The following is an 11,865-nucleotide window of genomic DNA, read 5'->3' on the forward strand; positions in this document are numbered from 1 at the left end:
GGTGCGGACCGGTCCCATCGCCCCAGGCGGCGACGCCGGTCGGCCGGAAGTCGCCGGCCGGGCCCCCGTCTCCGAACTCGCTCCGGTCGGGCGCCTCGACGTGGCCGGTCTGGACGAACGGCGAGGAGAGCACGTCGATAAGGACGATGAACGACACCATCCCGACCGGGATGACCAGGTAGACCAGCGACGCCACCTGTAACAGCGTCTGCCCGCCGACGAGGCTGATGACGACGAGGATGACGATGAGGAACAGCGGCGCGGCGACGAACGCGACGATGAACACCTCGCTGAGGATGGCCAGCGTCTCCAGGAAGTCCGCCTGCTCGTTGCGGGCCTCCTCCAGGTAGTCCTCGGCGGCGTCCTCGAGGAAGACCGTCACGTCGCCGCCGGATTCGAGCACCCCGAGCAGGTCGTCGAGGAACTCCTCGAGCCCGTCGCTCGGGGTGCTGTTGCGGAGGTTCTGGAGCGCGGTGAACGTGTCGTTGCCGAACAGCTCCAGTTCACGCATCACGGTGTCGAACTCCGCCGCGAGCTCGCCGTAGGTGTCCTCGGCCTCGGCCACCGCCCGCAGGATCTCGGTCAGGTTCATCCCCCCGTACGAGAGCGCGTACATGAACACGATGGCCTGCGGGAGGGTGATCTCGATCTCCTGTTTCCGGCCGGAGACGGTCAGCACGGGGTAGTAGTAGAGGCTCGCGTACGTCCCCACGGCGAGGAGCCCGGCGAGGACGGTCCCGAGACCCGCGGCCGCGAAGACGAGGCGGTTCGCCCCGACGAAGCTACCGACGCCGCCCCCGACGCCGGTCGTGACGCCGTCGAGGACCCCGGCCCGCGCCAGCAGGAACGCCAGCGCCACGCCGAGCAGCGCGCCCACCAGGCCGGCGGCCAGCGAGAACAGGGTGGCCCGCGTGAGGTACTCGTCGTACGACCGTGCGATCTGCGCCTGGTTGAGGAGGCGCTGGTAGTCGCTGTACGCCGTGCGCCGGGCCCGGAAGTACGTCTCCAGGTAGCCGATGTCGGCGCGGTAGCGCTCCTGGAAGGACCTGTCGATAGTCTCCTGTCCGGGCAACCCCTCGATGATGGTCTCCGGGTTGTCCTCGTCAGCGTCGGAGGCGACCGACTCCGTGTCAGGGCCGACTCGCTCGGTCCCGGGTCCGGACTCGTCCTCTGTATCCGCCCCGCTCCCACCCGGGAGCCTGCTGCCCGCACTCGCGTCACGGGAGGTCACCGCCTCGGGGTCGCCGGGGGAGGGGTCGGCGGTCGGCGCTCCGGGTCGGTCGTCGACGGGCTCGTCGGGGGCGGGGGACGCCTCCTCCTCGGGGGCAGCGGCACCGCCGGAGTGGTCGGTCCCGTCCGGCCCGTCGGCTGCGCGGTCGCCGTCGCCGTTGTCGTGGTCGTCGGCCATCAGGAGACCTCGTAGCCCCGCTCCCGGACCTGCTGGAGGACGTACTCCGGGTCCTTCTGGTAGAGGTGCGTGACCGATGCCACGTCGCGGTAGTCGGTGATGTCCTCCTCGATGAGGAAGCCGAGGACGGCCTCCCGCCGGGCGATCTCCCGGTCGAGCTCGGCCTGCGACCAGCCCCGCTCGTCGGCCACCTGCGCCAGGACGTCGGACTCGCCGACCCGCTCGTGGGTGTCGCTCGCAGCGTCCCAGTCGTAGACGTCACGGGTCTGCACCCGCGACGGGTCGTCCTGTCGGTCGACGACCTCGATGATGCCCTGGTTGCGCCGGACGCGCTGGTCGCCGAGGAACGACTGCTTCTGGATGCTCACGATGTCGAGGTCCTGGATCATCGCCGTCGGGACCGACAGCGGCGGGTTCTGGAGCCGATTGAGCACCGTCTCGATGCTGTCGGCGTGCATCGTCGTGTAGGCGGTGTGGCCGGTGCCCATCGCCTGGAAGAAGGTCAGCGCGACCCGCTCCTGGGTCCGTATCTCGCCGACGAGCAGGTACTCGGGGCGCTGGCGGAGCGCCGCCTGCAGCAGGTCGTACATCGTCACCTGCCCACGGCCCTCGCGGGTGGTCGAGTCCCGCGTGACCGACTGGATCCAGTTCGAGTGGGGCAGGTCCACCTCGCGGGTGTCCTCGATGGAGATGACCTTGCTGTTCGGCGGGATGAAGAAGGAGATGGCGTTCATCGAGCTGGTCTTGCCGGAGCCGGTGCCGCCGGCGAAGATGAGCGACTTGTTGTTCTCGATGGCCAGCCAGAAGTAGACCATCTGCTCCAGCGAGAAGGTGTTCCAGTTGATCATGTCGACCGGCGAGAACGGCACGTCGGAGAACTTCCGGATGGTGAAGTTCGCCCCCCGGGTCGCCACCTCGCCGCCGAGTGTGAGCTGTAGTCGAGAGCCGTCGGGGAGCGTCGCGTCCACGAGCGGGTCGCTGACGCTGATGGTCTTGCCCGCGCGCTGGGCCAGCCGGACCGTGTACGAGGAGAGCCGCCGGGGCTCGAAGACCACGTTCGTGTCCAGGTCGCGGAACGCCCGGTGGTAGACGAACACGGGGACGTTGGCCCCATCACAGGAGACGTCCTCGATGGCCGGGTCGCGCATGATGGGGTCGATGGGGCCGAACTCCAGGAAGTCACGCCGGAGGTAGTAGAGCAGTTTCCGCCGGGTCAGCCGCGAGACGCTTCGCGCCCGGTCGGCCACGATGTCGGCCACCTCGGACTCGAACACCTCGCGGCGCTCGGACACCGACTCCACGTCCCGGTACAGCAGCGTGTTCCGGAGGTACTCGACGAGGTCCGTCCGGACGTAGCTCTCGAACTCGTCCAGCGCGGGTTCGGTCACCCGGTAGCGGTACTCCCGCCCCTCCGGGTCGTAGACGACGGAGACGTAGGCGTACGGCTCGTTCACCCACCGGCGCTCGATCTCCTCGTACCGGTCCAGGTAGGAGAAGTCGAAGAACTCCGAGACGTCCAGCGTCTCCGCATCGAACGCCTCCCGTTCGAGCAGCGACTCGCGGACATCGGCGAGGACCTCCCCGCGGACCGCCTCGCGGTCGGTGTCCAGCGAGTCCGGCTCGTCGGGGCCCTCGTCACCGAGGACGCGTGCCGCACGCTGGCCGCCGATCGGTGCGTCCTCGTCGGCTTCTTCGTCGCCCAGCGAGGCGTCCGCCACGCCCGGCATCGGTTCCTCCCCGGCCGTCGCCCCGCCGTCGCCGTCGGCGAGGACATCGCCGAGCGAGCCGGCTTCCTCGGTCCCGTCAGGGTCACTCGACGAACCTGCCGGGGGCGTCGGGTCCTCGTCGCTCATTACTGGCATCCGAGCGGGTTCGCCCATAAACGTGTTCCCCCCCGTTCCACCCGGGCGTGCCCGCTTCCCCGGTTCCGGTGATACGGCAACCGCCGGCCGCGCCGTGTCCGCGCTGCCCCTCGCGGAGCCCGTCGCCGAACCGATTACTCGCGCTCGCCGACCGTGTTCCGCAGCGTCCCGATACCCTCGTACCGGATCTCGATCTCGTCGCCCGGTTCGACGAGTCCGGGGTTGGCGGGCGAGCCGAAGGAGATGACGTCGCCCGGCTTCAGGGTGAACCGCTCGGACATGAACGCGACCACCTCGCGGGGCTTGACGAACATGTTCTCGGTGTTGTCGTGCTGGCGGCGCTCCCCGTTGATGTGGGTCTCCATCTCCAGGCCGACCGGGTCGACGTCCGTGTCGACGACGGGCCCGAGCGGGCCGCTCGCGTCGAACGCCTTCCGCGCGGTCCGGCGCTCCTGGTCGAGGCAGTCCAGGTCGTTCAGGACCGTGTAGCCCTCCACCACGTCGTCGACCTCGTCCTCGCTCACGTGCTTGCAGCGCTCGCCGATGACGGCGGCCAGCTCGCCGGCGTAGGTCAGCTCCGAGGAGAACGACGGGTACGGGATGGGCTGTTCGGGCGGGTGGAGCGAGACGGGCGGCTTGATGAAGAAGTCCGGCTCGTCGGGAATCTCGTAGTCCATCTGGTCGACCTTCTCGCCGAAGTTCCGGCCGACACAGTAGAAGATGGACGGCTCGCAGGGCGCGAGCAGCGTCGCCTCGTCGGTCGTCGTGTCGTACGTCCCGGAGTCGACCGTGACGACGCCGTCCTCGTACTCGCCGCGCTCGACACCCGCGTCGGTTGCAATCCGCGCCAGCTTGGGCATTGTCGGGTGGCCGGCCGACGCGGGCAGGAATCTGTCGGTTTCCGGCGGCGGTCCCCAGGACCCGGGCCCCGCTCGGCGCGGCGTGACCAGGGCCGGCAGGCGTCCCGCTCGGCGCGGCGTGACCAGGGCCGGCAGGCGTCCCGCTCGGCGCGGCGTGACCAGGGCCGGCAGGCGTCCCGCTCGGCGCGGCGCCAGCCGTGACCCGCGTCAGAGCGGGTCTACCAGGTCAGCCAGCGCCGCCCGCGGGTCGTCGGCCTTCGCGACCCCGGAGGCCAGCAGCACGCCCTCCGCCCCCAGGTCACGGGCGGCGACCACGTCCTCGCCGGTGGAGATGCCGGCGCCACAGAAGACGGAGACGTCCTCGTCCACGGCCTCGACGGCCGCCACCGCGTCCTCGACGATGTCGGGGTCGGCCGCGGAGACGGGCGTCCCGGTCCCGATGAGCGCCGGCGGCTCGACCGCGACGGCGTCCGGTCCCAGCGCCGCCGCGGCGGCCACCTGCTCGGGCGTGTTGCCACAGACCACGGTCTCGATACCGACGCGTTCGGCGGCGTCGAGGGCGCCGTCGATGCGGTCCAGCCGGAGCCGGCGCTCGGAGTGGTTGCAGAGCGTCCCGACGGCCCCCGCGTCCGCCACGGTCTCGGCCAGCGTGTGGCCGGTGTTGCTCCCCGGCTCGACCGGGTCGACGTGCTGGGCGAACGCCTCGGCGTCGCTCCCGTCCAGTACCCCGGCGACCCGTCGGAGGTCGGCCGCCTCGGGCGCGACCGCCACGCGGGCGTCGGTGTCGGCAGCCACGTCCGCGGCGGCCTCCGCGACGGCCACGGGGTCACACGGGTACGTCTTCAGGTTGATGAGGACGAACATACCGGCGGGGCGGCCGCTCGGCGCAAGTAGGTACCGCTTCCGGCCCGGCAGCCGGGCGTCCGGCGCCGACCGGGTGGTGGTTACCGCATCTCGGTCGGCTCCAGACAGTCGTCCGCGTCGACGGTGATCCACGTGGACATCCGCTCCACACTGCTCATGTCCGGCGGATACACCGTCACCTGATCCGGCTGACCGTCGTACCGGACGAGGGTGCTCGCGAGCTGAGGCGGGTCGTCGGGCGCCGTCTCCTCGAGCGTCCCCCCTGCAGCTGCGACGCGACCGTCGTTCGTCGGCTGTTCACCCGTCTCGTCCTGTTCGTTCATCGACATGCGTCCCGAGTCCCTTCCCCCGCGGTCGGCTGGGGTCGTCCCTCGCACGACCGCGAGTTGGTGTGGAGTTCGAGCCGCCGGGTAAGGCGTTGGCGCTTGATATTTACGGGTCGGGGACAATGCCCGTCCATGTCCGACCTCGACGGCGCGCGGGTCGCGGTGACGCTCGACGGGGAGCGGCGGACCGGTGAGGTGGTCCGAACGACGTACACGACGAAGTACGGCCAGCCGCTCGTCGCGGTGGCGCTCGACGAGCCGCTGCCGGACGGGCGCGACCGGTACCTCGCCAGGGCGGATGCCGTCGAGCGCGTGTGAGCGACCGAAACGAGTGCCGCTCGGCGCCTACCGCATGGAGTCGAGGTCGACGAACGCGCCCGCGTCGGCGGTGAGCCAGGTCGACATCCGGGCGACGCTGTTCGTCCCCGGCGGGTAGATGGTCCGGCGGTCGGGACGGTCGGTGTACGCGACGAGCGTGGCGGCGAGGGCCGGGGAAGGTTCGGAGCCGGTCGGCCGCTCGCCCTCCGTTCGGCGGGACGCTGGCATCGAGAGGAACTGCCGAGGGAGGGTCCATAAGCGCTGCTAGGAGGGGTATTGACCGCTCGGTAGGCGAAGAGATGTCGGGGCGGTCAGTCCTTGCGCTTGACCACGTCGCCGAGGGTGGTCGTCCCGGCCGAGGAACTCCCCTCCCACTCCGTCTCCCCGTCGTCGCCGCCCTCGGTCAGCGTGATGTCGAGGGCGCGCTCCAGTTTCTTCTGGACGGAGTCGCTGGGGAGGACGTCCCCTCGCTCGAGTTTCCGGATGAGGCTGGCCTTCTCGTTGAGCTGCTTCGCCAGCTCCTCCTGGCTCAGCCCGCGGGACTCGCGGGCCGACCGGATGCGCTGGTCGTAGTCCTGGGCCACCTCGTCCATGTCGTCGAACATGTCGCGGCGGCGGCTCGAGGAGCCCCCGCCGGAACTCGACGAGCCGGTCGAACTCGACCCTCCGCCGGAACTCGACGAGGAGGACGATGACGACGTGGAGTACTTCGTCGACGTGCTGGAACTGCTCTCGGTGCGGACCTCCGTGCCGAAGTCGGCACAGTCGGAACACACATCGAGTTCGGCTCCCTCGACCTTCACCGTCTTCGGAGCCGCGGTCTCGGTCCCGCACATCTCACACTGGACCATACCACGGGCTTCGCCGCGCCCACGCATAAAACGTGTGCCGCAGGATGGGGCGACCCCGTTCGACGCCACGGGGCGGAGCGCTCCCAGGACGGGCCGTCACCGCCGGCAGACGGGCGTCAGACATAAACCCCCGTTCGAATCCGGCCCGTCTCCCCGACCCTGGCGATACGGCCACGGTACATCAACCAGAGACACCTGTCACCGGACATGTCATCCAGCGCAACCGGATCGACACGAGCGGATGCGGGGGACGGTGAGGGAGCCGCTGCGGCCGAACTGGAACGGACCGTCGAGCGGTTGAACCAGGGTATCGTGGTCACCTACGAACTCCGGTCCGAGGCGGAGGATGCCGTCGCGGTCGACCTGCAGCAGTCCCTCCCGCCGGAGCTCGCGGTTGCGGATGTGGGCTTCAGGACCGACGCGGCCCCGGCCGAGTGGTCCGTCGAGGAGGACACCGTCCGCGGGAGCGGGACCGTCCCCGATGAGGGGAGCGTGGAGTACGTCCTCGGGCTGAAGCTCCCCGAGGCACCGGACGAGCTGCCGACGTTCCCGGAGCCGGATCTGACCGACGGGACCGCCGGGGAGAGCGAGGGGACGGCAGACGAGCGGACTGGCGACGACGGCGCGAGCGACGGACCGACGCCCGACGAGGGGGCGGGAGACGACGCGACGACCGACGACGGTGCGGGCGATGACGGGGAGACGATGGACCCGCCCGAGATCGAACTGGCGGGGACGGGGGAGCCGGACCTCGGCGGTGCCGGGGACGAGTCGAGCGATGCGGATGCCTCGACGGACGGCCCGTCACTGGTCGGGAACACGGACGGCGCGCTGGCCGAGTCCGTCAGGGAGGTCATCGGCGGGTCGGCAGCCGACGAGGGGCCGGGCGACACCGGGGAGCCGAGCGCGTCCGGGGCGGACGACACCTCGACCGGCGCCACGGCGACGGACGGCGGCCCAGAGGCCGGCGGCGCCGCGGCCGACCTCGAGCAGGGGCCGGAGCCCCGGCAGAACCCGACGACGAGCGACGGACTGGAGGCCGCCGTGGCCGCCGTGGAGCCGGAACTCGAGAACGGCGAAGGGGGCTCGCAGGAGGGTGACGAGGCGTCGACCGACGAGCCGCCCGAGCTCGACCTGTCCGTTCCAGAGGTCGGGGACGGGATGGCGGAGACGGGTGGGACCGAGACGGACACGGACGGGACCGGGACGGACCGCGACGCGGGCACGCCGGGCGGCGAGTCGGGCAGGGCGCCGGCGAGGTCCGGGGAGGGTGGCGAACCGACCACGGGGGTCCCGACCGAAACCGCGGCTCCGGCACCCGACATCGAGAGCCTCGCCGACCGGCTGGCGGCCGCCGACGAGGCCGACCGGCGCACGGTGCGGGAGGCACTCGGGGTCGACGATGTCGGGGGCGACGGGGCCTCCGGCACGGTCACGGTCCGGCTCGAGAAGCTCGAATCGCGGCTCTCCGCGTTCGAGGCCTACGAGGACGCCCTCGCGGCGTTCATCGACGAGACGGGCACCGTCGAGGAGATCGAGGCGACCGCGACGGAGGCTGCCGAGGCCGCCACCGACCTCCGGACGGATGTGACGGCGCTCCGGGAGGAGGTCGAGGCGGCGCGGGAGGCGGCGGCCGCCGCCGAGCGCGAGCGCACGGCGCTCCGCGAGGACCTGGACGCGCTCCGCCAGGACGTCGACGAGGCGCTTGGACTCCGCGAGCAGCTCCTCGGGGCGCTCCAGAGCGCCGGCGGGGCAGCCGGCACCCGGGCGACCACGCCCGGCGGCGGGGACCAGTCGCCCGACACCCCGGAGTAGGCATCGAGCGGACGGTCCTCCGCTTCGGCCCTCCATCCGGCGCTCCCCTCGGTTCCCGGCCCCGGCGGGTCCCACGCTTACAACCCATCCCGGCGTAGCGACGATCATGCAGGAGACACGACGCCGTGTACTGGACGCGCTGGCCGAGGGACCGGTGACGGGCCCCGAACTCGCCGAGCGGCTGGGCGTCTCGCGGGCGGCCGTCTGGAAGCACGTCGAGGCACTCCGGGAGGCCGACTTCGAGGTCGAGGGCACCGACGAGGGGTACGTCCTCCGCTCGGTCCCGGAGTACGGCGGACCCGCCATCGAGTACGGGCTCGAGGCGCCGTTCGCTGTGGAGTTCCACGACTCGCTGGGGTCGACGAACGAGCGTGCCCGCGAACTGGCCGCCGACGGGCCCGAGGACACGGTCGTCGTCGCGGCCGAGCAGACCGGCGGCCGCGGCCGCCTCGACCGGGAATGGTCCTCGCCGGCGGGCGGCGTCTGGCTCTCGGTCGTCTGCCGGCCTGACCTCCCGCCCGCGCAGGTGCCCGTCTACACGCTCGCGGCGGCGGTGGCCGTCACGCGGGCCTGCCGCGAGGCCGGCGTCGAGGCGCGCATCAAGTGGCCCAACGACGTGCTCGTCGCGGTCGGAGCGGGCGACGACCTCGAGGAGCGGAAGCTCTGTGGCATCCTCACGGAGATGGAGGGTGAGGCCGACCGCGTCTCCTGGGTCGTCGTCGGCATCGGCGTGAACGTCAATCTCGACGAGGCCGACCTGCCCCCGGAGGCGAACGGGACAACGCTCCGCGCCTGCCGGGAGCGCGCGGGCCACACCGGCGACGACGCCGACGTCCCGCGGCGACTGTTCGTCCAGCGGCTGCTGGAGGCGTTCGACGAGCTACGCGGCGACCCCGAGGCCGTTCTGCCGGCGTGGCGCGAGTACGCCAGCACGCTCGGCCGGCGCGTCCGCGTCGAGACGCCAGGCGGCGAGGTGGTCGGGGAGGCCGTCGACATCGAGTTCCCGGGGACGCTCGTGGTCGAGACCGACGAGGGGACCCGGCGCGTCTCCGCGGGCGACTGCGAGCACCTGCGCCCCGCGGAGTGAGCAGGCCACTGGGTGGCCAACCGCAGGTCGCCGCGCGACCGGGTCAGGTCGGCCGGTCGCGGTCGCCGGGCGTCCCGCTCCCGGTGACCGTTCCCGGCTCGGAGAACGCGCCGCTGGCCTCTTCGGTCTCCGCCTCCACCAGCAGCTCCCCGTCGAGGTCGATGCCCGCCTCGATGCCCCGGACCCCGGCGTGGGCCCGGATGCCGAGGGCCCGTCGCTGGTCGGCAGCCTCGACGGTGACGCGGTAGTCGCCCTGCGCGGCGACGACGCCTTCGGCGACCGCGAACTCGGGACCGGAGACGACGGTGCCACCGTCCGCCTCGAAGTACAGCGAGACGGTCATCCCCGAGTACGACCCGTCGTCGCCGGTGTCGATGCCGGGCGCGCGGAGCGTCCCCTCGTAGACCGACTCGCCGGTCGCGTCGCAGGCCGAGCCGTCCGCCGTCGGGCGCGACCCGCAGGAGACCCGCTCGATAGTGACGGCGAACGTCGCCGTGGTGTCGGGCCGGCCGTTGATGGCGTGGACCCAGAGCGGTCCCTCCCAGAACCCCTCGCCCGGCGAGTAGGTCGACGTCCCGGTCCGCGTGGGGGAGCCCTCCAACTCGTCGGCGTATCGGAGCGTCCGGCCGCAGCCGGCGGTCAGGGCCGTCGCACCGGCCGCGAGGAGGGCGCGCCGAGGAATCGGCCGGCCGTGTGGAGGGGGGTCGCTCACTCGGCGGACTCGTCGGGTACCTCGCCGACCCGGACCGTGAGTACCGGGACCGGCGACTTCCGCACGACCCGCTCGGCGACGCTCCCGAGGAGGAGGCGGTTGATGCCGCCGCGGCCGTGGGTCCCCATCGTGATGACGTCGCAGCCCGCGTCCGTGGCGTACTCGACGATCTCGCGGGCCGGTGAACCCTCGCGGAACGCGCGCTCGACCGTCAGGCCGGGGGCGATCCGCTCGATGGTCGACTCGGCGTCGGCCAGCGCGGTCTCGCCCTCCTGCTCCAGCATGGACGCGATACCCTCGTAGGAGGACTCCATGGGCAGGTCCGCGAACGAGGCCGTGTTGATTACGTACAGCAGGTGGAGGGTCGCGCCGTGCTCGTCGGCCAGTGCCGCCGCGTGCTCCACGACGCGTTCGGTGCCCGGGGAGCCATCGGTCGGGACCAGGATGTCGGCGTACATGCGTCTAGGCTGGCGTAGCACGGGCGGGGTTTTAGTCGTGTGCCACGCCCCCATTTCCCCCACCATCCCCTGCTACAGCCGTCACAGAAGCGATTTCGCTACCTCGCCTGTGCGGCGGGAGAGCCGGAGGGGCGTGATTTATTACGGCTTCGTGGCCTACCGGCGGGCATGAGCGAAGACGACATCGAGCACCGGCGCCTCATCGTCGCCGGCACCGGGATGGCAGGACTGACGGCGGCGATCTACGCCGGGCGGTCGAACAACGAGCCGCTGGTGCTGGAGGGCGACGAACCCGGCGGCCAGCTCACGCTGACGACCGACGTGGCCAACTACACCGGCTTCCCCGAGGGCATCTCCGGGCCGGACCTCATCAACAACGCGAAGGAGCAGGCGAAGCAGTTCGGCGCGACGGTCGACCACGGCATCGTCACGAACGTCGAGAAGCGCGACGACGGCGCGTTCCGTGTCGAACTGAAGGACGGCACCGTCTACACGACGGACGCGTTCATCGTCGCCTCGGGTGCCTCCGCGCGGACCCTCGGCGTCCCGGGCGAGGAGACGATGATGGGCTACGGGCTCTCGACGTGTGCGACCTGTGACGGCGCGTTCTTCCGCGACGAGGACATGCTGGTCGTGGGCGGCGGCGACGCCGCAATGGAGGAGGCCCACTTCCTCACCAAGTTCGCCGACACCGTCTACCTGGCCCACCGCCGCGAGGAGTTCCGCGCCGAGGACTACTGGATCGACCGCGTGATGGAGAAGGTCGACGCCGGCGAGATCGAGATCATGCGGAACACGGAGCTGCTGGAGATCCACGGCACCCAGGCGGAGGGCGTCGACCACGTCACGCTCGCGCGCAACGAGACCGGTCACCCCAAGGAGAACCTCGACGACCCCGACACCGAGCAGTTCGACATGGATGTCGGCGCCGTCTTCTACGCCATCGGCCACACGCCGAACACCGACTACCTCGAGGGGACCGGCGTCGAGATGGACGACGAGGGCTACCTGGAGACGCAGGGCGGCGACGGCGGCGGGCAGACCGCCACCGCCGTCGAGGGGCTGTTCGGTGCCGGCGACGTGGTCGACTACCACTACCAGCAGGCCGTGACAGCGGCGGGGATGGGCTGCAAGGCCGCCATCGACGCCGACGGCTACCTGGAGGACCGCGAACGCGCGGGCGAACTCGGCGTGCGGGACGCCGAACCGGAGGCGGCCGCCGACGACTGATCGGCGCGGTTCTCACGCCCGGGGTCGCTGGGCTTCTGCCTCTGATGAACCGCTCACCGTCTGAGAGCCATCCA

12 protein-coding genes and 1 pseudogene are annotated in these 11,865 nt (G+C 71.5%); 4 read left to right on the plus strand and 9 right to left on the minus strand.

Translation table 11 applies throughout. From position 1 onward, the window contains the following. Positions 1-250: 250 nt before the first annotated feature. The 5 genes and pseudogenes from P2T62_RS23380 to P2T62_RS12895 form a co-directional block, all read right to left on the minus strand. Positions 251-1,408 (minus strand): annotated as a pseudogene (locus P2T62_RS23380) (type II secretion system F family protein); the annotation flags it as partial. Further along, on the minus strand, positions 1,408-3,261 hold the full coding sequence (locus P2T62_RS12880; protein WP_276257481.1) for a type II/IV secretion system ATPase subunit: 1,854 nt from the start codon (positions 3,259-3,261) through the stop codon (positions 1,408-1,410). The pseudogene P2T62_RS23380 and the gene P2T62_RS12880, both read right to left, overlap by 1 nt. Positions 3,262-3,404: 143 nt before the next feature. Next, positions 3,405-4,130 (minus strand): fumarylacetoacetate hydrolase family protein, encoded by a 726-nt coding sequence (locus tag P2T62_RS12885; protein WP_276257482.1) that lies wholly within the window; start codon positions 4,128-4,130, stop codon positions 3,405-3,407. Between the two features lie 207 nt (positions 4,131-4,337). Beyond that, positions 4,338-4,994 carry a triose-phosphate isomerase gene (tpiA, locus tag P2T62_RS12890; RefSeq protein WP_276257483.1) on the minus strand — a complete coding sequence of 219 codons (657 nt, stop codon included), beginning with the start codon at positions 4,992-4,994 and terminating at the stop codon, positions 4,338-4,340. Between the two features lie 80 nt (positions 4,995-5,074). Then, positions 5,075-5,317, minus strand: a complete 243-nt coding sequence (locus P2T62_RS12895; RefSeq protein ID WP_276257484.1) for a DUF7511 domain-containing protein — start codon at positions 5,315-5,317, stop codon at positions 5,075-5,077. Between the two features lie 135 nt (positions 5,318-5,452). Here P2T62_RS12895 and P2T62_RS12900 point away from each other — a divergent pair, with 135 nt between their 5' ends. Further along, positions 5,453-5,638, plus strand: a complete 186-nt coding sequence (locus P2T62_RS12900; RefSeq protein WP_276257485.1) for a hypothetical protein — start codon at positions 5,453-5,455, stop codon at positions 5,636-5,638. A gap of 27 nt (positions 5,639-5,665) precedes the next feature. On the opposite strand, the gene P2T62_RS12905 is transcribed toward P2T62_RS12900, so the two are convergent. Beyond that, a complete protein-coding gene (locus P2T62_RS12905; RefSeq protein WP_276257486.1) occupies positions 5,666-5,866 on the minus strand; it encodes a DUF7511 domain-containing protein in 201 nt (66 codons plus the stop codon). 83 nt (positions 5,867-5,949) lie between these two features. Continuing rightward, positions 5,950-6,489, minus strand: coding sequence for a multiprotein bridging factor aMBF1 (locus P2T62_RS12910; RefSeq protein ID WP_276257487.1), 540 nt, complete (start codon positions 6,487-6,489; stop codon positions 5,950-5,952). Positions 6,490-6,696: 207 nt separating this feature from the next. Here P2T62_RS12910 and P2T62_RS12915 point away from each other — a divergent pair, with 207 nt between their 5' ends. Continuing rightward, complete coding sequence (locus tag P2T62_RS12915) at positions 6,697-8,304, plus strand: hypothetical protein (protein ID WP_276257488.1); 1,608 nt, start codon at positions 6,697-6,699, stop codon at positions 8,302-8,304. A gap of 106 nt (positions 8,305-8,410) precedes the next feature. Beyond that, a complete protein-coding gene (locus P2T62_RS12920) occupies positions 8,411-9,391 on the plus strand; it encodes a biotin--[acetyl-CoA-carboxylase] ligase (protein ID WP_276257489.1) in 981 nt (326 codons plus the stop codon). 43 nt (positions 9,392-9,434) lie between these two features. Here the strand turns inward: P2T62_RS12920 and P2T62_RS12925 are convergent, their stop codons facing one another. Together P2T62_RS12925 and P2T62_RS12930 are read right to left on the minus strand one after the other, a co-directional pair. Beyond that, the gene (locus P2T62_RS12925) at positions 9,435-10,103 is read right to left on the minus strand and encodes a hypothetical protein (RefSeq protein ID WP_276257490.1); all 669 of its coding nucleotides are present in this window, start codon (positions 10,101-10,103) and stop codon (positions 9,435-9,437) included. After that, positions 10,100-10,561: a universal stress protein gene (locus P2T62_RS12930; protein WP_276257491.1), complete on the minus strand. Its 462-nt coding sequence runs from the start codon at positions 10,559-10,561 to the stop codon at positions 10,100-10,102. The genes P2T62_RS12925 and P2T62_RS12930 overlap by 4 nt, the downstream gene beginning before the upstream one ends. Positions 10,562-10,729: 168 nt before the next feature. On the opposite strand from P2T62_RS12930, the gene P2T62_RS12935 reads away from it, so the two are divergent. Then, positions 10,730-11,791 carry an NAD(P)/FAD-dependent oxidoreductase gene (locus tag P2T62_RS12935; protein WP_276257492.1) on the plus strand — a complete coding sequence of 354 codons (1,062 nt, stop codon included), beginning with the start codon at positions 10,730-10,732 and terminating at the stop codon, positions 11,789-11,791. The last annotated feature ends 74 nt before the right edge of the window (positions 11,792-11,865 follow it).

This window comes from Haloglomus litoreum, from assembly GCF_029338515.1.
Lineage (GTDB): Archaea > Halobacteriota > Halobacteria > Halobacteriales > Haloarculaceae > Haloglomus > Haloglomus litoreum.